The sequence below is a fragment of the Microcystis sp. M079S1 genome (genome assembly GCF_020246425.1).
Lineage (GTDB): Bacteria > Cyanobacteriota > Cyanobacteriia > Cyanobacteriales > Microcystaceae > Microcystis > Microcystis aeruginosa.
This window is the reverse complement of the sequence record NZ_JADBSZ010000268.1, coordinates 1-21,525: the sequence shown is the minus strand read 5'-3', so window position 1 is coordinate 21,525 and position 21,525 is coordinate 1. Positions and strand designations below refer to the sequence as shown.

Below are 21,525 nucleotides of genomic sequence, written 5' to 3'. Positions count from 1 at the left end.
GAGAATAGGTTTTGATGCCATTTTTGGTGCTTTACTGTTTCTCAAATGCCTTTTTTCGCTCCTTATGTTTATTTTTATGCTCACTTTGATTTTTTCTCTCCGTAATTTCTCTCTGTGACAGCTTAGGGTGCGGAATGTGGGATCCATCATAAGTTTATTTGTCCGTAGGTCATCAATCAACAAGAATTAATTGATAGTTGTTTTAAAAGTTTAATTGATTTCCAACCCAGCGATCTCAGCGATCGTATAAGCTGGTCTTCCTTTAACTTCTTCGTAAATTCGCCCGATGTATTCCCCTAATATGCCAATACTGATCAATTGTACCGAACCCAAGAAAAACACAGCGATCAAGATAGTAGCTAAACCAGTAACGGGAGAGTCAGGTTGCTGTAAGCGCCAGTAGAGAATCAGTAAAGCCATAAACAGAGCAATTAAAGCAGAAAATAAGCCTAAATAAGTGGAAAGACGCAGGGGAATCTTAGAAAAAGACACCAAGCTATTAATCCCTAAAGCGAGGGATTTTTTAAAAGTGTACTTGACTTCCCCGGCAAACCGGGGATCCCGCTCAAATTTAACAGCAGTTTGTCGGAAACCAATCCAAGCTCGCAAACCGCGAATATAACGATTCCGTTCTGGCATAGAATTTAATACTTCCACCACCTGACGATCCATCAGACAAAAATCCCCCGTGTCCGCAGGGATATCCACGTCAGCTAATCGTCGCAGCAATCTATAGAAAACGTAGGCAGTTAGGCGTTTAAACCAACTTTCTTTTTTCCGTTTTGTTCTCTGGGCGTAAACCACATGATAACCTGCTTGCCAAGACTCAATCATTTTGGGAATCAATTCCGGTGGATCCTGCAAGTCGGCATCGAGGACAACAATAACTTGACCCCTAGCAAAATTGAGTCCTGCCGTTACTGCTGCTTGATGGCCAAAGTTACGAGCAAAGCTAATGTAACAGACCCTAGCATCTCTTTCCTGTAGTTGCCGGATTAAATTTAAGGAGCGGTCGCGACTGCCATCATTAATCAGAATCAGTTCCACAGAATCATCTAAACTATCCATGACGTCACTGACACGGCGATAGAGTTCTGGAATGGTTTCTTCCTCGTTATAAATCGGGATAATTAGCGAGTATTTCGGCATTTTCGAGAAGTCGAACGGACAAAAGCCGTGTTTTTATGGCGGCCGCTACGCTCTAAATATTCTGCTAAAGTATCCCTTTTGTCAACTTAATAGATTACTGCTAGACAGTGCTTTTAAATTGCCAACGAATGATCGAGCATTGCTTGCCGACGTAAACAATTCCAGTAGGCTGCATAGAGATCGGTCTGTTGACCGCGCAGGGAAGCGATCGCAGGTGCGGCAGGAAAAGGCCAGAGACGATCAAAAACCACTTCTCGATGAGCCAGACGAAACTGTAGCAAATAAACGGAAGCAGGAGCCTGTAAATTATCCAGTAATTGCGCTGCCAGCCGATGTAAAGACTTAAGACTCTCTCTTTCCAGACTAATCGGTTGACTGTAGGCGTTGGGGATCATGCCTTCTCCGATTACCTCACCGTATTCTAAACCCTTAGATGTCACCGTGATCGGCAACCAAAGATCCCCAAAAGAAGAATCTCCCTGACTGGTTTTATAGTGCAGGGTATGGGCAACCCAAGTGCGTCTTTCCTCGATATCCCGACAAGCTTGATAAACTTTTTTACCAGGAAAATTCACCCAATTGGGTAATTGAATTGTTAAGGGACACCAGATTAAATTATTTTGGCTGGTTTTACCCGACTCCATTTTTGACCACAAAGAAGCCGTCCCCGTCACCTCCACCGCCAAGGATTTAGGAACCGCATTTTTTAAGGCAATCACCATCTTTTCGGTAACGGGCGATAGCCGAGACATCTGACCACTGGCTTGAGCTTCGGCATTAACGAGAATGATAACTTTGTCCATTTCTTGTTGTGGGTTGGGTGAACTTGAACGATCAGCGGTGAGGTTGGTTAAGAGTGAGAACTGACTGGGGTTCAATGCTTCTGTAGTCGCCATGGCAAAAGCTATTTCTCTGGATTTTAGCGGATTATACAAGAGCGCAACTATTTTTTACGGATTTTTTCAACAACAACCAGCTTCGAGGCGGGATTTTTCTGCTCCCCCTCATAGAATACCTTAGTTGACAGTCCCGTAATCAGTGATCAGTAACCAGTAAACAGTGATTAGTCAAGAAGAAATTCGACCGAATCTAAAACCTAATTGGTTAAGCTAAAAGCTTGGATGTACTTAGTTTCTAACCTTCTTTTTAGGTAGGAGAATTGCCAAATTCTTTTTTAGAGCCTCTTGTCCCTTGCCTCTTACCTGTTGCCCCTTGCCTTCAGCAGCTGATCACTGATCACCGATCACTGAAATTACTCGTCTTCGGCGAAAATAAAGCGAGTTAGTTCACTAGGATCGGGTTCGGGGCTAGATTCGGCAAATTTAACCGCTTCCTCGATTTCAGCTTGAATTTTCTGCTCGATTTCTTTTAATTCCTCTCTCGTGGCCAGATCTCGCTCGTAGAGATAGGCGGCAAAGCGAGTGATCGGATCTCTTTCGCCCCAGAATTGTTTCTCGTCAGCACTGCGTAACTCGTCGGGATCTGCCAGAGAGTGACCCCGGAAACGATAGGTTAAGGCCTCAATTAAAGTCGGTCCCTCACCAGCGCGGGCCCGAGCCACGGCTTCTCTGGCGGCGGCATGAACGGCGACCACATCCATACCGTCCACTTCCACACCGACCATACTAAAAACACTGGCTTTTTTATAGATTTCCGGTTGAGAAGTGGCTCGATCATGGGCCATACCGATCGCCCACTTATTATTTTCCACCACATAGATAATCGGCAACTTCCAGAGAGCGGCCATATTCAGACACTCAAAAAACTGGCCATTATTACTCGCCCCATCCCCGAAGAAACAGACCGTTACCTGATCGGCACTGGCATCACCCATGGCTTCGCGACGGTACTTACTTTGAAAAGCCGCCCCGGTTGCGACGGGAATCCCCTCGGCCACAAAAGCGTAACCCCCTAAAAGCTTATGTTCGGCGGAAAACATATGCATGGAGCCGCCCCGTCCTTTACTACAGCCGGTAGCTTTGCCGAATAACTCCGCCATTACCTCTTGAGCGGGAACTCCGGCACTGAGGGCGTGGACGTGATCGCGATAGGTACTAGAAACGTAATCTTCTCCCTGACGCAAGGCTTTAATAATACCGCTAGATATCGCTTCTTGACCGTTGTAGAGGTGGACAAAACCGAACATTTTGCCTCGATAATACATTTCGGCACATTTATCTTCAAACATCCGCCCCAAAACCATATCCTCGTATAGGCGAAGACCTTCAGCTTTGGTAATAATGATGGAAGCAGGATTAAAGGTTGGTAAAGTACGTTCGGAAATCATAGGGTCTGTAGTATCATTTAGACAACAAAAAGGCAAGGGGAGAGGAAGCGGTAGATTTTTCGAGAATTCTGGCAGTGAATTTTTTAGGCTTAAACCAAGGGGTTCTTGGTATTTTCTCTCTCAAATCTAACCTTAGTCAGTCAGAGATTGGCTAGGATAAGATGGTATCTTGTTATTTTACTCGCTCCGCTCTCACTTACATCATTTAATTCACCTTAGATGTCGGCAGGATGCCCCCGTTACACCCTACGGGTTGGCGGCGGAGGAATGCCGACCAGTATAAAACGCGCGTAGCGCATCGACTCTAAATATGTTATGCTTCCTGTTGGTGAGTTTTTTGAGGCCGTGGAACAAGTCCTGACGCTAGTGATCAAGCTTCAAGTATGTAGCGAACAACAACAAGCGCTGTCCGATACCTGTACGGCTTTTGCGTCGGCTTGTAGCTGGATTAACGAGAACGTCAATCCCCGGCTGACTAACCGGAACTCGATTCAAGCCGTCTGTTATCAGGACGTTAAGGATCGGTTCGGATTGACGGCTAACCACGTTGTCAGAGCTTGCGGTCGGGTGGCGGCTAATCGTTTGACAGCAAAACTTCAAGGGAAGAAGGTCAAGAACTTTGCTCCAACAAGTTTCGACTGTGACGCTCGAACCTTCCGTTTCGTCGAGAAAGATTGGGCGATTACTGTTAGCACCACGGGGAAACGGTTAACCATTCCCCTGAGAGCGAGCAATTACCATCGGGGGAAACTTACCTGGCAAAATCCGACCTCCGCTCAAATCTGCCTACATCGTGACGGCGGTTGGTATGTCCACATCCAACTAAAATCGGAACCGCCGAAACCTATCAACGCGGATAACATTATCGGGGTCGATTTCGGCCGTCGTGACATCGCGGTAACATCAACCGATCAATCGTGGTCGGGGGATGGAATCAAGGAAACGAGGGATAAATACAGTCGCGTTCGAGCTTCTCTGCAAAGGAAAGCGTCTCAAGGCACTAGATCCACCAGGCGTAGGTGTCGGGAGATATTGAAACGGCTATCGGGGCGGGAGAGAAGATACCAAGCGCACTTAAATCATGTAATCAGTAAAGCTATCGTTGCCGAGGCAAAATCAACCAACTCGATTATCGCTATTGAAGACCTAACCGGTATTCGAGAGAGAACCAACCAACAACCACGAAATAAGACCGAGAGAAGACGGTCTAACTCTTGGGCTTTCTATCAACTTCGACAATTTCTCGAATACAAAGGCATTAAAGAAGGAGTTGAGGTTATCGCGGTTAATCCACGATATACCTCTCAAACCTGTCATTGTTGCCTACATATCGGAATTAGAAGCGGAAAATCGTTTAAGTGTAGTAATAAGACTTGTGGTTGGATTGGTGACGCAGACGCGAACGGTAGCAAGATGATTAGACTTTTGGGGCTGAGTGTAATCCAGCCCAGAGAGCCGAATTTATTGGCTTGCCCGATAAGTTTAGGGTTACAGAAAGCTCCCGTTAAGCTGACGCTTTAACGGGAGTAGATTACTAAGGACTCTCCAGAGTTGAGGTACAGCTAACCGTGCGAATTCCTCTCGACTACTACAGGATATTGGGAATCCCCTTTCAGGTGAGTGCCGAGCAGATTGATTTGGCCCACGCCGATCGGGGACGGCAATTGCCGCGTCAAGAATACAGTCAAACAGCGATCATTGCCCGTCAGCACTTGTTAGATGAAGCTTACCAAGTGTTAAGTGCTGCGGATCGCCGTCGTGATTACGATGCCCAATTTTTCGGACCCAATCCCTTGCTTCTCAACCCAGAAAGCAGTGCCGAAAACCTCGATTCTCACGGTGGGGAGGTGGCCGCGGCTTCGCCGGAATATCCCACTCCCCAGATTACCATTGCCCCCGCCGATCTGGTGGGAGCTTTGCTCATCCTGCAAGAGTTGGGAGAATACGAGTTAGTGATTCGTTTGGCCGAAACTTATCTAGATTTAGAGCCAACTACTCGCCCAGACATGATCTTAACCTTGGCTTTGGCCTATGGGGAATTAAGTCGGGAATATTGGCAGGATAAAAATTATGAACAGGCGGCCAGCACCGCGGCCAAAGCCCTGACTTGGTTGGAACAAGAACAAATGTTCCCGCAAGTGGCCAGCGAGATTCGCCATGATTGCGATCGCCTGCGTCCCTACCGGATTCTGGAATTGTTATCCCAAGAAAAAAAACCTAGTCTTGCCCGTCAGCGCGGATTAAATCTCTTGGAGGAGATGTTGGCGGCTCGCGGCGGCATCGATGGCCAGGGCGACGATCGCTCTGGGTTGGGGGTGGATAATTTTTTACGCTTTATTCAACAGTTACGGGTTTATTTAACTCAGGCCGAACAGGAGAAAATCTGGGCAAAAGAGGCAGAACGCCCCTCGGCGGTGGGTAATTATCTGCTGGTCTATGCCTTGATCGCCCGCGGTTTCGCCCAAAAACAACCCGCCGCTATCGTCGCAGCCAGCGAGCGCCTGCAGCAATTACAAAAACATCAGGATGTCTCCCTCGATCGCTCGATCTGCGCCCTCCTGCTCGGCCAGACGGAACAGGCAAGCACAATTTTAGAAAAAAGTCAAGAGCAAGAAATATTAAATTATATTAAGGAACAATCCGGGCAATCTCCCGATCTTTTACCTGGGTTATGTCGCTACGGTGAGCGTTGGTTACAAACAGAAGTTTTCTGCCATTTTAGTGATTTAGTCGAGCAGAAAGCCTCACTCAAAGAGTATTTTGCCGAGGAAGACGTACAAAATTATTTAGAAGAATTGTCAGGGTTTCCTGACGAAAAAGTTGCCTGGTCGGTTCGAGAAAAGGTTGGCGAACCTTTAGAATCGGAAGTAAATGTTCTCAAAACCCACACCCCCCCCACCCATTTAAACCCAGTGCCAGGAGCGACACCGATGAGGGAATCTGCTTATTCTTCTTCCCACTCTCGTCCCCAAAAACCGTCTTTAGCTAGAGTTAACGGTGAGCGGACAAGCACTGCTGTACCCGCTCTGAGAGCCACCGCTCAGGAGGAAACTCTCACCCCCTATACTCAGGGCAGTGTGGTGGTGACAGCAGCCCATCGTCAACCGGCACTTAATCCCCCCCGTCGTCGTCCTAGTCGCCCCCGTCCCCAAGCAGCGGGCGACTCCCGGCCGGCAGCCCTAGAAACGGTAAAAACTGCCGTAGTCGCACCGAAACGGAGACGACCGGCCCGCAGGAAACTGCGACTCGATCGAGTGGCGATATTAGGGGTAGGATTAGTGGGAACGCTCGCGGTCTTGGCTCTGGGGGTAAAGGCAATTGTCGATAGTCAATCTCCTTTGGCAGCCTTGCAAGGGGAACAGTTACCGATTTCTTTAAATACTCCCATACTAGAAATTCCCTCGGCTAACGCGGAAGTGATGGAAGGGATTCCCTTGGGCAAGGAAACAGCCAAGGAGACGATTCAAGCTTGGTTAGGAGCAAAATCGGCGGCTTTTGGCAGTGAACACCAAAAAGAGCAATTGAAAGAGGTTTTAACGGGTTCAGCCTTGGAAATTTGGCAAAAACGAGCGGCGGCCTTACAGGGAAATAACTATTGGCGCTACGATCATCAAGTGGATGTGCGATCGGTTACTAATAATGCGAAAAATCCTAATTTAGCGACGGTGGAAGCGATAGTAAACGAAAAGGCCATGTATTTCCATAATGGCAAGGAAATTGTCAATCGTTCCTATAATGAGTCCTTGAACCTGCGCTATGATTTGGTACGGCAAGGAGATAAATGGTTGATCGAAAAAACCCAAGTCTTACCCTAATTTTTTCCGATTAAATCCCCAAAAACTAGGCTTTAGGCTGCCCGCACACCCAAAAAAGGCTGCATGGCAGCCTTTTCAGTGATCGGTGAACAGTAACCAGTAATCAGTGGGGAAGTGGGGAAGTGGGGAAGTGGGGAAGTGGGGAAGTGGGGAGAAGGGAGCAGGGAGAAAAAAGCTGATAACTGATAACTGATAACTGAAGACCGACTCCTGCAAAGGCAAACTTTGTACCTCACCATTAAGATAACTTCTATATCTTTAGACTGATAAATGCTCGATTCGCTTAATATTTTTTAACATAAAATAGGCTCTTTGATTGCTGTAATTAGTTCCCTAGAAGTCAAGCTAATGAGTTATGATCCTAGGTAGGAATCCATAGTTCTTAGAGGAGGAAAGCGGGGCAATCTCAATGTTTTGCCCACCGACAAGACCATGATTTTGATGTTTTAAAAATCTCGCATAAGTCTTTAAGAACTTTTAAAATCAGCATTCACACAGGAGGGATATTATGACAGGTAAGAGTAAACGCGGTTTTGCCTCTATGGATCAAGCTAAACAACGGGAAATCGCTAGTAAAGGTGGTAAAGCTGCTCATCAAAAAGGTACAGCCCACGAATTTACCTCCGAAGAGGCTCGCGAAGCGGGACGAAAAGGGGGTGAAGCGGTTAGCCGAGATCGCGCCCACATGGCCGCTATCGGACGGGAAGGGGGCAAAAATTCCCACAAAGGCAGTGGCAAAAACTCAAACTCCGGCGAAAATTCCCCAGCCAACGAGTCTATAGTTGAAAATTTCTCGGATTTTAGCAACTCGGAAGCAAATAGTTGACTTTGGTTGACCTTTTCTCGGACTAAGAGGGTGTTGGGGTTTTAGGGTTTTGGGGTGGTCACTGCGTGCGCGTTGCGGGGGGTTTTAGGGTTTTAGTTGAATTCCCCCATTCCCCCATTCCCCCATTCCCCCATTCCCCCAATAAATACTTAAGGTTCGATACTGACAATCCAAGTCCCAACGTAGAGACGGACGGGAATATTGCCAGAGGCAATCACATCACAGGTAAAGTAATAAGTGCCTAATTCGGGATTTCTGACATTAGACATGACGATTTCAACTTTGCTGGTCGGATCGATCGGTTGTTGGGGGACAATTTGAATAATGCGACTATCCTTATCCCAAACCACTTCCTTTAAAGGTAAAGATTTGCCGTTGGTGCGTACCTCGATTTTATTAGTGTCAAACTGGCCGTTAAAATAATCGGGATAGGAAATAAAAAAAGCCGCAGCCCCTTGGGAGAGTTTTTTCGGGGGAATATATAGTTTATAACGATCCATTTGCCGGGGACGACCACCAAATTGCAAGAAATAATCTAAGATATCCTTGCGATCGACTCCACTAAAAATTGTTAGGCCAGGGTTGCCATTGGCTAAAGTTATTTTTGGTAAAATAATTCCCGCACCCACCCCTAAGGATAGAGCAATCAAAGCGGGTGTCCTAGCATATTTAATTATTTTTGTCAAGAGTTTTAACATAAATTTTAACCCAAGGTGAGGGGGACGGTGATGGCCGCAAGGGGCCGAATACAGTTCAACTCTAACAAAACTCGATCGTTTCTTACCTAGACCTTTGCCAGTCCGATAAGTGTCTTGGTTAACGCTTCATCGCTCGTGCCATATCCCGTTGATCCTGACGACGTTTCAAATCTTCGCGTTTATCGTGTAATTTCTTGCCTCTACCGAGGCCAATGCTGATTTTTACCCAACTACCTTTAAAATACATCTTCAAAGGCACAAGAGTTAAGCCTTTCTGTTCCACTTGACCGATGAGTTTGCTGATTTCCTTTTTGTGCATCAACAATTTTCTCGTCCGGCGCGGATCGTGATTAAAATATTCGCTACTCTGTTCGTAGGGGGAAATATGAACATTAATTAACACCGCTTCACCATTGCGGACTAAAACGTAACCATCCCGCAGGTTTACCTTACCGGCACGCACAGATTTAACCTCGGTCCCCAGTAACTGCACCCCCGCTTCAAAAGTCTCTAAAATCTCGTAGAGATGGCGTGCTTGCCGGTTATCACTGATAATTTTGATTTTGTCGTCTTGATTGGCCATATAGTCAAGTGAAAAGTGAAAAAGCTTTTGGGTGTTAGGGTGTTGGGGTTTTAGGGTGTTGGGGTTTTAGTTGAAATTCCCCATTTCCCCATTCCCCATTCCCCATTGCCCTATCTTACTCGCTCTTTTGCTCTCTCTGGACTGACTGCTGGCCGCTCTTTGGTGATCACTGGCCTTGTCAGGGGGAACGAGAAGGGAGAAAATGAGAGCAGTGTTAAATTTTTATGAAGTTTGGTTCTGTGGACAAAATTCGTACTGTTTCCGATAGTAAGCGTGATTTTTATACTCGCCACACCCGCCCCATCAATTCGGTGTATCGGCGCGTGGTTGAGGAATTATTAGTCGAGATGCACCTGCTCTCCGTTAATGTAGATTTCCATTATGATCCAATTTATGCCCTTGGTGTGGTTACTTCTTTCGAGAAGTTCATGGAAGGCTATCGTCCGGGGGAGGATAAACCGAATATTTTTAATGCTTTGTGCCAAGCGGTTAACGGTAATCCCGAAGTCTATCGTCGTGATGCCGAAAATATGATCGCTATTGCCAAAGAAACTAATATTGATTCCTTGCTTTCCCAACTGCAAAACCCTGCTCTGGGTGGTAACAATCAGTTGTCTGATAGTTTAGTTTCGGTTATCAACGCGCCTAAGTTTAAGTATAGTCGCCTGTTTGCCATCGGTCTCTATACTATTTTGGCGGAAGCACAACCGGACATGATCAAGGAAAAAGAAAAACGCGAACAAATTTTGCAAAAGTTCTCAGAAATTCTCCATCTCTCCAGCGAGAAACTGCAAAAAGACCTCGATGTTTATCGCGGTAATCTTGATAAAATGGATCAGCTGCTCAAGGTTATCGAAGATGCCCTAGAAGCAGAAAAGAAAAAACGTCAACAAAAAGAACAGGAAAAACAAACCACCCCGCAATAAAGGCTCTCAACCGGAAATTACCGCGTGCAGACAAGGGAATAGGGAACAGAAAAAGGATTAAATCGGCTCTCTTTCTTTACTGTTCCTTCTGACCTCGTTCTACAATTAGGATCGGCAACCCTTAATATTTATCTCCCGTGACTAACTCCTCCATCACCGCACCCGTAACCGATATTTTGGCAAAAGCGCGGTCAGGGGCGAATTTATCGGCGAAAGAAGCGATTATCTTGCTAGAAACTACCGATAACCGTTTAATTGCCCAGATTCGGGAAACGGCCGACTTTTTACGTCGTCAACAGGCGGGAGATACCGTCACCTACGTTATCAATCGCAACATTAATTTTAGTAACATTTGTGAGCAGCATTGCAGTTTTTGTGCATTCAGACGCGATGAAAATGAAGAAGGGGCCTTCTGGCTTAATTTAGAGGAAATTATCGCTAAAGCGGCGGATGCCGTCCGTCGTGGGGCGACGGAAATTTGTATGCAGGGAGGATTAAACCCAAAAGCCAAGATTAAGGGCAATTCCTTAGACTATTACCTCGAAATTGTTAAAAACCTGAAACAAGCCTTTCCTGACCTGCATTTACACGCTTTTTCGCCCCAAGAAGTCCAATTTATTGCTAGGGAAGATGGTTTAAGTTACGAAAAAGTTATCGCTTCCCTGCAAGAAGCAGGAGTCAATTCTCTGCCGGGGACGGCTGCCGAGGTGTTGGTGGATGAGGTAAGACGGGTAATTTGTCCAGAAAAAATCGATGCCGCCACTTGGTTAGAAATAGTCGGTACTGCCCATCGCTTGGGGTTATATACCACCAGTACCATGCTCTGCGGTCATATTGAAACCCCTAGCCAACAGGTGCAGCACCTTGAAAAAATTAGAAAACAGCAAGAAATCGCCCTAGAAAATAATTATCGGGCTAAAATCACCGAATTTATTTTATTGCCTTTTGTGGGACAATCAGCCCCCAAACCCCTGAGAAATCGAGTCGGACGAGATCAACCAATTTTAGCCGATACATTAAAGTTAACGGCAGTGGCGCGGATTTATTTGGGCAATAGCATTAAAAATCATCAACCCAGTTGGGTAAAATTGGGCTTACAGGGGGCGACAGAGGCCTTAAAATGGGGTTGCAACGATCTCGGTGGCACTCTCATGGAAGAACATATTACCACTATGGCCGGGGCCCTGGGCGGTACTTGTTTGACCGTCGAGGAATTAGCAACGGCGATTAAATCCCTCGATCGCCCCGCCCGTCAACGGGATACAATCTATTAACTAGGGTTTGCTGAAAGAGTTTTTTCAGCTTAATCAAGCCCAACAATCTCCCCCTTACCGGCAATCACTTCCCCGATTTGGTAGGCATTAATCCCAGAGGATTGTAGTTGATTAATAGTCGATCGAGCCAGATCTGATGGGACAATGATCACAAAACCGATACCCATATTAAAAGTATTAAACATGGCTTCGGAATTAACCGAACCCATCTGGGCTAACCAGTGAAAAATTGGCAAAACTGGCCAACTTTCTCGGTAAATCTGCACGGAATGCCCTTTACCTAAGCAGCGGGGCAAATTTTCCGGGATGCCACCCCCAGTAATGTGGGCCATGGCGTGAATATCTAACCCAGAGCGCAGCAGTTCTAGCACAGGTTTGACATAAAGTCTAGTGGGAGTTAACAAAACTTCACCTAAGCTAGAGCCGGCCAAAATTTCGGGGCAATCTTGCCAATTTAAGCCCTGGGTGTCGATAATCTTACGAACAAGACTAAAACCGTTACTGTGAACCCCACTACTGGCTAAACCGATAGCCACATCGCCGATTTGCACCTTACTGCCGTCGAGTAATTGACTTTTTTCGACAATACCGACGCAAAAACCCGCTAAATCGTACTCTCCGGCCGAATAAAACCCCGGCATCTCCGCCGTTTCCCCTCCCAAAAGAGTACAACCACTATCACGACAGGCCCTAGCGATTCCCGACACCACCGCTGCTAACTGTGACGCTTCCAGTTTACCGGTGGCGAGATAATCCAAGAAAAATAAAGGTTCAGCCCCGGAGGTTAAGACATCGTTGACGCACATGGCCACGAGGTCAATTCCCACCGTATCATGGCAATTGAGACTATGGGCAATTTTCAGCTTGGTTCCCACACCATCAGTTCCCGATACTAACACCGGTTGCCGATAACCGGAAGGTAACTGAAAATAGCCGCCAAAACCGCCTAAACCGCCGATAACTTCAGGACGGAAGGTACTTTCCACATTTTGGCGAATTTTCTCGACAAAAGCGCGTCCCGCTTCCACATCCACGCCCGCTTCTTTATAATCCATGCCCAATTGACCGATTGTATCTCTCAAATTTTACCCAGATTTCGGTCCCATGGGAATTATGAATTATGAATTATGAATTGGGAAGTGGGGAGGAAAGGGTGCGCGAGACGGCCAAAATTGCTGCTTTGACTCGAAGGTGAGAATCCGTCGTAACGCAGCACCTATGATCGACTCATCGACTAAGTAGCTGGTTACAATTAAAGATAAAATACAAAGAACCAGAAGCCTGCGCCACTATCTAACAATTAATTGAGATTGCTTAATTAGGGTTTGCTGAAAAAGTACGGGCGAAGCATTCGGATAGAAAATCTACGGTTTCACCGATAGGTTATTACCCGAATGCTTCGCCCCTACAGGACGCAATCGCCGCTCAAGATGCCAGGTTTTGAAGCACGATTATCTCAAAATCTTGCACCTGTTTCGCAAGAAAAGCCACAAAACTCTTACCTTGCCTACATTTCACATTTATTCAGCAAGCCCTAATTAATTAGGAGTTTAGCAAAATGTCTAACGAAACGGTCACTTATTCCCTTGAGGCTGTCTTGACAAGGATTGAGGGGAAAATCGACTTTTTACAAAGAGATGTCAACGAGCGTTTAAACAAGCTAGAGATAGGACAATCAGAATTAAGAGGGGACATTAAAGCTTTAGATGAGCGACTAACCGCAGAAATTAAAGGGTTAACTGCAAGAGTCGCTTATCAGGAGTTTACCAATCGGGGGATTCTGATAGCTTTGGTTGTTGCCATTTTAGGAGGAGCGGCCAAAATTTTTGGTTTTCTCCCCAATCCTTGACAGCGATCGCATAATGTTTGAAGAAATTAACGCCCAATTGAAACGGCTAAAAAATTAAACTACTTGATCGAATGTCTTTTCTGTCAATCTTCTTGGGGATATTTTTCCCAAAGATCCGTGATTTGGCGAAGACTTTGGAAGTTGCCATTACCGAGGATCAAATGATCTAGGAGAGGAATGGCTAGATAGGTAGCTCCCTGTAATAATTGTTCTGTGAGTAAAATATCGTCTTGACTAGGCACAAGTGACCCAGTGGGGTGATTATGGGCGATAATTAACTTAGTAGCTGATTGTTTAACCACTTCTCGAAAGATTTCTCGCGGATGTACCAGGGTTTCCGTGGCTGTGCCGATAGTAATCACTTTTAGTGCGATTAACTGATTTTTGACATCGAGTAAAATAACTGCGAAACGTTCCTGAGACTGATACATTAGTTCGTGTCCAAGAATAGCGGCAGCGGTATCGGGACTATCGATGACCATTTTTTCCGTCGGTCGTCGTTGAAAAGCTCGTTTTCCCAATTCGATCGCCGCTAGAATAGTAGTGGCCTTAGCCGGTCCAATGCCATGAATAGCGGTTAATTCTTGGGGCTGAATATCCCTCAAAACGTCCAAAGGCTCCCGGCGATATTTACTCAATTCGTTGAGAATATGCTGTCCTAAACCCACTGCCGAGAGTTTCCCCTTACCTTGACCTGTAGCCAGTAAAATCGCTAATAATTCGGCGTTACTGAGGTTTTTTGCCCCGACACTGATTAAACGTTCCCTTGGTCTTTCACTGACAGGAATATCGGCAATTCTTAAGCTGTAGGTCATGGAAGTGGCAAGCTACCGCGATAAAATTCCATCATAATCGCAATTTTAGCCAGTGCCTAGAGGGATTTGGCCGATAAATCAAGGGGAAAAACTCTCCTTACCAGACCTTCTGTAAAAGTAAGTTATCGAGGCACTGTCGGGTCAAAATATCTAAAAACTCAGATAAATTTGACGTAATCTTAGGCTTTATGGATAGGGTAGTTGTCTCTTGTCTTTTTTCTCCTCCTATCGACCGTCTCGTGTCTCCTGTCTCCTATCTCCTCGCCCAACGGAAAATTTTTGATTTTTGCAGGAACTCTAATGATAGCGAATTCCCGCATCTTCGAGGCGCTGTAAAGCTTCCCCTAATCGCGGGATATCGGCGATTAAACTGACGCGCACATAACCTTCCCCTCCCTCTCCAAAAGCATTGCCCGGAGTGACAACGACACCAGTTTTTTGCAAAACAGTAAGGGCAAAATCCGTGGAAGTCATGCCGACGCTACAGGGAACCCAGAGATACATTGTCGCCTTAGAGGGGGGAATATCCCAACCTAATTGCCCCAAACCTTTGATTAAAAAATCTCGTCGCTGCCGGTATCTTTCCTGTACTTGTTTGACGTACTCATCGGGCAGTTGTAGGGCGGTTTCGGCCGCCTTTTGGATGACGGAAAAGATACCATAATCGAGATTGGTTTTCAGGGTGCGTAACCCTTGAATAATATCGGAATTGCCCACGACAAAACCGACGCGCCACCCGGCCATATTATAGGTTTTCGAGAGGGTATGAAATTCTACACTAATCTCTTTTGCCCCCGGAATTTCTAATAAACTGGTGGGCTGATAACCATCAAAACTTAATTCAGCATAACAGAGATCATGGACGAGCATAATCTCATAGTGCCGGGCCCAAGCAACGATTTTTTCAAAAAATTCCCGAGGGGCAACGGCGGACGTGGGGTTACTGGGATAGTTAAAATAGAGGATTTTCGCCCGTTTAGCCACATCTTCGGGGATAGAATCGATATCTATCAGCCAATCCTGTTCCGCTTTTAAAATGATCGGGTATAGCGTCGCCCCAGCAATCAAGGGACCGCGAAAATGGGCGGGATAGGCGGGACTGGGAACCAAGACCACATCGCCGGGGTTAACATAAGCCAAAGCCAGGTGGGATAGGCCCTCTTTGGAACCTAGTAGGGGTAAAGCTTCGTTATCGGGATTGAGTTCCACACCATAAGAGCGATAATACCATTTAGCGATCGCTTCTCGGAAACTGGCGGTTCCTTCAAAGGGTGGATAACCGTGAAATTGGGGGGTTTCAAAAGCTTGAATGGCCGCTTCGATAACTGGACGCGGGGCAGCACCGTCCGGGTTGCCCATACCTAAATCGATTAAATCTAGTCCTTCTTTGCGGGCTAAGGCTTTTAATTCATCCAAGCGGGCGAAAACGTAGGGGGGTAAGGCACTTAATCGCTTGGCGCGGCTATTCGTCCAATCTACACTCATTACTTCTTGGCTTACTGATCGAGGTAATCTAACATTATGACACGAGTGTATGGCTAATTTAGCAGTCAGTTATTAAGCTGACTTCTTTGTGCCTTAGTATGGCTGGAATTGCCCGACACCGGAGATGGAGAGTCAAACTAAGGTAATCTGATTAATAGAGGCTGAAAATTACTGATTAGCCCCGGCATTACCCCCATTCTTCGCCATTATCGGCCGGTAAGTCCTGACTCCTCACTCCTCAATTCTTTTGTAAAATATGACTGCGATCGCTGTTCAGATAACTTCTATTTTACCCCCCGACACGACGGTTATTACCTGGCAACAAGTGCCAAAAGAGGAACAAGAAAGATTATCAAGGGCAATTAGGGGCAAAAGTCCTGAAATTATAGTTTATCCCGCTAATACAACCGCTTTATCCTCTCTGGTGCGTTTTAGCAACGAAAATCGTCTGTCTTTACTGGCCTACGGTCAAGGCAGTAAATTAGATTGGGGTGGGTTAGTCGAGTCGCCCGATATTTTAGTTAGTACCCAAAATCTCAACCGCATTATTGACCATGCGAGGGGAGATTTAACTATAACCGTGGAAGCTGGGCTTAAACTAGCGGATTTACAGGCTTTTTTGGCTCCTAGCGGTCAATTTCTTCCTCTTGATCCCAGTTACGCCGATAATGCCACGATTGGCGGTATTATGGCCACAGCCGATGCGGGAACATGGCGGCAAAGATACGGTGGAGTCCGGGATCTGATCCTAGGATTCTCCTTTATCCGTCACGATGGCGACATTGCTAAAGCTGGAGGGCGTGTGGTCAAGAATGTGGCGGGATACGACATGATGAAGCTATTTACGGGTTCCTACGGCACTTTAGGGATTATCGATCAGATTACCCTGCGACTGTATCCCCAAACTGCTAACTCAGAAACCCTGATAATTAGAGGAAATAGCGAAAATATTAGTAAATTAAGTCAAGTTATTCGGCAATCGGCCTTAACTCCCACAGTGGCTGAATGTTTAAACCCAGGGATGACGCAAGCATTAGGATTAGGGGAAAAAGTCGCTTTACTGCTGCGTTTTCAAAGCATTCCCGAAAGTATTAGCGAACAATCGCAACAGGTGAGTTATTTAGGGCAACAGTTAGATTGTCAGACTAATTATTATCGGGATGAGGAAGAAGTTTCTCTATGGCAAAGATACCGAAAAACAATGGATAATTATGACCAAGAGGGCAATTTTTTCGGCAAAATAGGATTATTACCTAGTAATTTAGCTCTAGTTATCGACCAAATTAACGGACTAGCCTCGATTAATATTAGTAGCGGGGTGGGTAAAGTTATCTTAAAATCGGAGGAAAATCTTGACAAAATTCGCTCTTTATGCAGCGCCCATCAGGGTTATTTAACGGTGTTAACTGCGCCGCCATCGCTAAAAGAAAAAATTGAACCTTGGGGTTATACAGGTAATGCGATTACCATGATGAAAACCCTAAAAACTAAATTCGATCCTCACGGTATTTTTAGTCCTGAACGCTTTCTTAACAAAATCTAATTAAAAATCATGCAAACCTCCGAGAATTACGTTAACTTTCAAGAATTAATCGACCAAAAAAATCAAGGATTTGACCCCAAGAATCCCCCTGCCCAAGAATTAATCGATAGTTGTGTTCACTGTGGTTTTTGTCTATCTACCTGTCCCAGTTATCGAGTCATTGGCAAAGAAATGGACTCCCCCCGGGGCAGAATTTATCTGATGAATGCCATCAATAAAGGGGAAGCGGTTTTAGACGAAACCACTAGCCAACATTTTGATACTTGTTTAGGTTGTTTAGCCTGTGTTAGTACCTGTCCATCGGGAGTACAATACGATCAATTAATCGCCGCAGTCCGTCCGCAGGTGGAACGCAATCAACCCCGCAGTTTTAAAGATAAAATTATTCGTTTTCTCATTTTTAATCTCTTTCCCTATCCCGTCCGTCTCAAATTATTTTTACCCTTCCTCTGGTTATATCAAACCCTGGGATTACAAACCCTAGTCAGGAAATCGGGTATCTTAAAAATGCTCTTTCCCCGTCTAGCGGCGATGGAATCAATTTTACCCAAAATTACCCTGTCCTCTTTGTTTAAAAACTATGCCGATGTTATTCCCTCCCAAACTGAAAAACGCTATCGAGTGGGAGTAGTTTTAGGTTGTGTGCAGCGCCTCTTTTTCTCGCCGGTAAATGAAGCAACAGTGCGGGTTTTAACTGCCAATGGTTGTGAAGTGGTTATCCCAAAAACCCAGGGTTGTTGTGCCGCTTTACCCGCACACCAAGGACAGGAAAAACAAGCACAAAGTTTAGCCAGACAAATGATCGATAGTTTCGCAGCAACCGAGGTTGATTATATTATTATCAATGCGGCGGGTTGTGGTCATACTCTCAAGGAATATCATCATATTTTAGCCGACGATCCTGAATATAAAGATAAGGCTAAGGAGTTTGTGGCTAAAGTCCGCGATGCCCAAGAATTTTTAGCCGCAGTGGGGTTAACTGCCGATTTATCCCCGATTACCGAGACAGAATTAACCCTAGTTTATCAAGATGCCTGTCATCTTTTACACGGACAAAAAATCTCCGTGCAGCCACGGCAATTATTGCAAAAAATCCCCAATATTAACTTAAAAGAACCTATCGATGCGGCTTTGTGTTGTGGTAGTGCCGGAGTTTATAATATGCTACAGCCAGATACTGCCGATCAATTAGGTCGGCAGAAAGTAGGCAATTTATTAAATACTGGGGCTGCGGTGATTGCTTCTCCTAATCCGGGTTGTTCCCTACAAATTAAAAAACATCTACAATTACAGGGAAAAGATACACCCGTTATTCATCCCATGGAATTATTAGATTATGCGATTCGCGGGCTGAAAATTGGCTAACTCCCACCATTTGAGTTGTGTTAGTGGTGTCAGGGAAGCAAAAGAAAACCCCACTGTCAAAGACCCTGTAATGATAGAATCGACAATGGCGACGGCTTGGCCATTAGTATTTTTTGCGTCGGACTAGCAGGAGATAAAAGCGTGACCTTTAAGATTGGTTTACTCGGTTTCGGGGTTGTGGGGACGGGAACAGCGAAAATCCTCCTCGATCCTTTTGGTCGTCATCCCGTACTCAAAGAGATTACCATTGGACGAGTGGGAGTTAGATACCTAGATAAACCGAGAGAAATCGAGCTTTCTCCCCATCTTTTGACCACTGACCTAGAATCGATCGTTACTGACCCCGAAATTGATATTATTGTCGAATTATTGGGGGGTTTGGAACCGGCGCGCTCTTTAATTCTCCAAGCAATCGCATCGGGAAAGCACGTTGTTACGGCAAATAAGGCGGTTATTGCCCGTTTTGGTGATGAAATCTACGCCAAAGCTAACGAAAAGGGGGTTTATGTCCTCCTAGAAGCGGCCGTGGGTGGTGGAATTCCCGTCATTAAACCCTTGAAACAATCCCTCGGCGCTAATCGCATCAGCAGCATCATGGGAATTGTCAACGGCACAACTAACTATATTCTCACGGAAATGAGCCAAAAAGGGGCAGATTTTAGCGAAGTGCTGGCCAAAGCTCAGGAATTAGGCTATGCAGAAGCGGATCCCACTGCGGACGTGGATGGATTCGACGCGGCCGATAAAATCGCCATTTTAGCTTCTCTGGGTTTTGGAGGTCGGGTAAAACGGGAAGATGTTTACTGTGAAGGTATCCGGCAAGTTAGCGCCGTCGATATCGCCTACGCTGATAGACTGGGATTTGTGATTAAATTATTAGCGATCGCGAAAGATACGGTTAAGGAGGATTCCGATACCCTAGAGTTGCGGGTTCATCCAACCCTAGTACCGAAAACCCATCCCCTCGCTAATGCTAACGGAGTCTATAACGCTATTCTCGTCGAGGGGGAACCCTTGGGGCAAGTGATGTTTTATGGACCCGGTGCCGGTAGCGGACCGACGGCCAGCGCGGTAGTATCGGATGTGATGAATATCGTCGGAATTTTAAAAAGTAGTGGCAAAACCAAGGAACTTGACCCGCTTTTAAGCTGTATTCACCAGCATTATTGTCAAATTGCCCCGATGGAGGATTTATCAACCCGTTTTTATGCTCGTTTTCTCTGTCGCGATGTGCCGGGGGTAATCGGTCATTTAGGTATGGCTTTCGGCGACCATGGGGTTAGCCTAGAATCCGTGGTACAAATTGGTATTAGGGGTGATTTAGCCGAAATTGTCGTTGTCACCCACGATGTGCGCGAGGGCAATTTCCGCAACGCTTTGGCAGCAATAGAGTCTTTAGAAGCTATTGACAGTATTCCTAGTATTCTCCGGGTTTTGTAGTCAAGAAATCGCTTTTTTTATGGTCATGGGTCGGAGAATCAGAAGTGAGAAAATTTGGCTAAGTTTCATTAGCACAATTTGGTTTTTTTGTCTAGGTTTTTTGACCTTAAATCAAAAATTAATTTTTGCCCAAGGGTCTGATAATGTTTGTCCCCTGCCGATTTTATCAAGGTTACAACGCCATAAAATCCAAACGGGAGAAACGATCGCCTCCATCGCCGAAAAATACGCTCTCATCCCGGCAACGATAATTAAACTCAATCCGACTATTCTCAAAAATGGTTTGGCCCCGGTGGGGAAAGAAATCTTCATTCCCCCGATGAACGGCATTCGCATCGAAGCACCCAAGGGTTCCACTTGGCGCGATTTAGAAGCGGCCTATGGTATTCGTGCCGATATACTCTTTGAGCTTAACGGTTGTGGTCGCCGGCCGACAATAGTTTTTATCCCCGGCACCAATTGGTCCGCCGCCAGCAAGCGATCGGATTATACTGGATTAAGTTCTTATCCCTTACCCTTTGCCAGTACTGTCGGATTAGCCTACGGTTGGCAAAAAAGCCCCACGGAACCGAAAAATCTCTTTCATAGTGGTGTTGATCTTCTCGCAGATGTTGGTACACCAGTTCTAGCCGCCGAGGATGGTCTAGTGATTTATGTGGGTCAGGAAGGGGCCTATGGTAATTTGGTAGTAATTAATCATTTAGGTCGCCGGCAGACCCGTTATGCCCATTTAAGCAGGGTTACAGTTAGAATTGACCAACGGGTACGAGCAGGAGACGTTATCGGTACGGTTGGCACCACGGGACAACCGGATATTATTCCCCCCCATCTTCATTTTGAGGTGCGCTTAGATACTCCCGTCGGTTGGACAGCGCAGGATCCGGCTTTGCATTTGCCCCAAATCGGCCCGCAATCAAGTCAAAAGTAAACGGTTAAGTGGGATTAAGTAGTTGGACAAAAGTAAAGTTAACTGTGGGGTAAGGAGTCAGGAGTCAGGAGTCAGTAGGAATTGCGGCAATTTACATTTCTTAAGATAGACAACAGAATTTATGTCTGACTACTTATTGATTTATTTAGGGCTTGCTGAATAATGGTAAAACCCTTTTGAAATAAGGCTTTTGACCTGTTAAAATCCGATGTTCATGCTGCGAAAATAGGATTGGGACCATCAAAAACCTGGCATTATCCTTCTTTTAGTACATAAACTGGTACAAAAAAGAGAGGGCAACAAAGCCTGAAACTCCCGACGACCGGCTACTGACGACCGGCTACTGACTCCTATCCCCACCAACAAACTTTTTGCCGCAAACCCTAAATAGGGTTTGCGGCAAAAAGTTTTTCTTGGGGGCAGGGTGTGGGGTGTGGGGTGTGGGGTGTAGGGTTTTACCGATTTTCAGGTGGTCAACTACCTAATTTTCAGGGAAAAAGTCCCGGAATTTTCCCCCTGATCACTCCCATATCCGGTACTTT

At 45.8% G+C, this 21,525-nt stretch carries 18 protein-coding genes; 10 read left to right on the top strand and 8 right to left on the bottom strand.

Annotation, left to right across the window (positions count from 1 at the left end; all coding sequences use genetic code 11):
• Positions 1–210: 210 nt before the first annotated feature.
• The 3 genes from IM456_RS17540 to pdhA form a co-directional block, all read right to left on the bottom strand.
• On the bottom strand, positions 211–1,149 hold the full coding sequence (locus tag IM456_RS17540; protein WP_287693916.1) for a glycosyltransferase family 2 protein: 939 nt from the start codon (positions 1,147–1,149) through the stop codon (positions 211–213).
• 113 nt (positions 1,150–1,262) lie between these two features.
• Positions 1,263–2,045 (bottom strand): hypothetical protein, encoded by a 783-nt coding sequence (locus IM456_RS17535; protein WP_287660041.1) that lies wholly within the window; start codon positions 2,043–2,045, stop codon positions 1,263–1,265.
• A 356-nt stretch (positions 2,046–2,401) separates the two neighbouring features.
• A complete protein-coding gene (gene pdhA, locus IM456_RS17530) occupies positions 2,402–3,436 on the bottom strand; it encodes a pyruvate dehydrogenase (acetyl-transferring) E1 component subunit alpha (RefSeq protein ID WP_012267065.1) in 1,035 nt (344 codons plus the stop codon).
• A 315-nt stretch (positions 3,437–3,751) separates the two neighbouring features.
• Here pdhA and IM456_RS17525 point away from each other — a divergent pair, with 315 nt between their 5' ends.
• The 3 genes from IM456_RS17525 to IM456_RS17515 all read left to right on the top strand — a co-directional run bounded on the left by IM456_RS17525 (position 3,752) and on the right by IM456_RS17515 (position 8,077).
• Positions 3,752–4,957, top strand: coding sequence for an RNA-guided endonuclease InsQ/TnpB family protein (locus IM456_RS17525; protein ID WP_012267064.1), 1,206 nt, complete (start codon positions 3,752–3,754; stop codon positions 4,955–4,957).
• 47 nt (positions 4,958–5,004) lie between these two features.
• Positions 5,005–7,251 (top strand): IMS domain-containing protein, encoded by a 2,247-nt coding sequence (locus IM456_RS17520; RefSeq protein ID WP_287693911.1) that lies wholly within the window; start codon positions 5,005–5,007, stop codon positions 7,249–7,251.
• A 508-nt stretch (positions 7,252–7,759) separates the two neighbouring features.
• On the top strand, positions 7,760–8,077 hold the full coding sequence (locus tag IM456_RS17515) for a KGG domain-containing protein (RefSeq protein WP_149985778.1): 318 nt from the start codon (positions 7,760–7,762) through the stop codon (positions 8,075–8,077).
• 149 nt (positions 8,078–8,226) lie between these two features.
• Here the strand turns inward: IM456_RS17515 and IM456_RS17510 are convergent, their stop codons facing one another.
• Positions 8,227–8,775, bottom strand: coding sequence for a DUF2808 domain-containing protein (locus IM456_RS17510; RefSeq protein WP_149985779.1), 549 nt, complete (start codon positions 8,773–8,775; stop codon positions 8,227–8,229).
• Positions 8,776–8,893: 118 nt separating this feature from the next.
• Positions 8,894–9,358: an SsrA-binding protein SmpB gene (gene smpB / locus IM456_RS17505; RefSeq protein WP_004162719.1), complete on the bottom strand. Its 465-nt coding sequence runs from the start codon at positions 9,356–9,358 to the stop codon at positions 8,894–8,896.
• Between the two features lie 239 nt (positions 9,359–9,597).
• On the opposite strand from smpB, the gene psb29 reads away from it, so the two are divergent.
• Complete coding sequence (gene psb29 / locus IM456_RS17500; RefSeq protein ID WP_170915588.1) at positions 9,598–10,284, top strand: photosystem II biogenesis protein Psp29; 687 nt, start codon at positions 9,598–9,600, stop codon at positions 10,282–10,284.
• Between the two features lie 137 nt (positions 10,285–10,421).
• Complete coding sequence (gene cofH / locus IM456_RS17495) at positions 10,422–11,558, top strand: 7,8-didemethyl-8-hydroxy-5-deazariboflavin synthase subunit CofH (RefSeq protein ID WP_287693904.1); 1,137 nt, start codon at positions 10,422–10,424, stop codon at positions 11,556–11,558.
• 29 nt (positions 11,559–11,587) lie between these two features.
• Here the strand turns inward: cofH and purM are convergent, their stop codons facing one another.
• The gene (purM, locus tag IM456_RS17490; protein WP_287693918.1) at positions 11,588–12,613 is read right to left on the bottom strand and encodes a phosphoribosylformylglycinamidine cyclo-ligase; all 1,026 of its coding nucleotides are present in this window, start codon (positions 12,611–12,613) and stop codon (positions 11,588–11,590) included.
• Between the two features lie 503 nt (positions 12,614–13,116).
• Here purM and IM456_RS17485 point away from each other — a divergent pair.
• Positions 13,117–13,407, top strand: coding sequence for a DUF4164 family protein (locus tag IM456_RS17485; RefSeq protein ID WP_002761044.1), 291 nt, complete (start codon positions 13,117–13,119; stop codon positions 13,405–13,407).
• 83 nt (positions 13,408–13,490) lie between these two features.
• Here IM456_RS17485 and radC read toward each other — a convergent pair whose 3' ends face one another.
• On the bottom strand, positions 13,491–14,222 hold the full coding sequence (gene radC / locus IM456_RS17480) for a RadC family protein (protein WP_052276465.1): 732 nt from the start codon (positions 14,220–14,222) through the stop codon (positions 13,491–13,493).
• 297 nt (positions 14,223–14,519) lie between these two features.
• A complete protein-coding gene (locus IM456_RS17475) occupies positions 14,520–15,707 on the bottom strand; it encodes an aspartate aminotransferase (RefSeq protein ID WP_149985781.1) in 1,188 nt (395 codons plus the stop codon).
• Positions 15,708–15,963: 256 nt separating this feature from the next.
• Between IM456_RS17475 and IM456_RS17470 the strand changes: the two genes are divergently transcribed.
• The 4 genes from IM456_RS17470 to IM456_RS17455 all read left to right on the top strand — a co-directional run bounded on the left by IM456_RS17470 (position 15,964) and on the right by IM456_RS17455 (position 20,983).
• Entirely contained in the window at positions 15,964–17,250 is a 1,287-nt protein-coding gene (locus IM456_RS17470) for an FAD-binding oxidoreductase (protein WP_287693896.1), read from the top strand.
• A 9-nt stretch (positions 17,251–17,259) separates the two neighbouring features.
• Positions 17,260–18,615 (top strand): (Fe-S)-binding protein, encoded by a 1,356-nt coding sequence (locus IM456_RS17465; protein WP_149985783.1) that lies wholly within the window; start codon positions 17,260–17,262, stop codon positions 18,613–18,615.
• 141 nt (positions 18,616–18,756) lie between these two features.
• Positions 18,757–20,055: a homoserine dehydrogenase gene (locus IM456_RS17460; protein ID WP_149985784.1), complete on the top strand. Its 1,299-nt coding sequence runs from the start codon at positions 18,757–18,759 to the stop codon at positions 20,053–20,055.
• A gap of 19 nt (positions 20,056–20,074) precedes the next feature.
• Positions 20,075–20,983: a LysM peptidoglycan-binding domain-containing M23 family metallopeptidase gene (locus IM456_RS17455; RefSeq protein WP_149985794.1), complete on the top strand. Its 909-nt coding sequence runs from the start codon at positions 20,075–20,077 to the stop codon at positions 20,981–20,983.
• Positions 20,984–21,525 lie beyond the last annotated feature (542 nt).

Coding starts and splice junctions, on each gene's coding strand:
- IM456_RS17510 (WP_149985779.1), bottom strand. CDS start 8,775: ATGTTAAAACTCTTGACAAAAATAATTAAATATGCTAGGACACCCGCT.
- IM456_RS17470 (WP_287693896.1), top strand. CDS start 15,964: ATGACTGCGATCGCTGTTCAGATAACTTCTATTTTACCCCCCGACACG.
- IM456_RS17540 (WP_287693916.1), bottom strand. CDS start 1,149: ATGCCGAAATACTCGCTAATTATCCCGATTTATAACGAGGAAGAAACC.
- IM456_RS17525 (WP_012267064.1), top strand. CDS start 3,752: ATGCTTCCTGTTGGTGAGTTTTTTGAGGCCGTGGAACAAGTCCTGACG.
- IM456_RS17515 (WP_149985778.1), top strand. CDS start 7,760: ATGACAGGTAAGAGTAAACGCGGTTTTGCCTCTATGGATCAAGCTAAA.
- smpB (WP_004162719.1), bottom strand. CDS start 9,358: ATGGCCAATCAAGACGACAAAATCAAAATTATCAGTGATAACCGGCAA.
- pdhA (WP_012267065.1), bottom strand. CDS start 3,436: ATGATTTCCGAACGTACTTTACCAACCTTTAATCCTGCTTCCATCATT.
- radC (WP_052276465.1), bottom strand. CDS start 14,222: ATGACCTACAGCTTAAGAATTGCCGATATTCCTGTCAGTGAAAGACCA.
- IM456_RS17465 (WP_149985783.1), top strand. CDS start 17,260: ATGCAAACCTCCGAGAATTACGTTAACTTTCAAGAATTAATCGACCAA.
- purM (WP_287693918.1), bottom strand. CDS start 12,613: ATGGATTATAAAGAAGCGGGCGTGGATGTGGAAGCGGGACGCGCTTTT.
- IM456_RS17485 (WP_002761044.1), top strand. CDS start 13,117: ATGTCTAACGAAACGGTCACTTATTCCCTTGAGGCTGTCTTGACAAGG.
- IM456_RS17475 (WP_149985781.1), bottom strand. CDS start 15,707: ATGAGTGTAGATTGGACGAATAGCCGCGCCAAGCGATTAAGTGCCTTA.
- IM456_RS17535 (WP_287660041.1), bottom strand. CDS start 2,045: ATGGCGACTACAGAAGCATTGAACCCCAGTCAGTTCTCACTCTTAACC.
- IM456_RS17455 (WP_149985794.1), top strand. CDS start 20,075: ATGGTCATGGGTCGGAGAATCAGAAGTGAGAAAATTTGGCTAAGTTTC.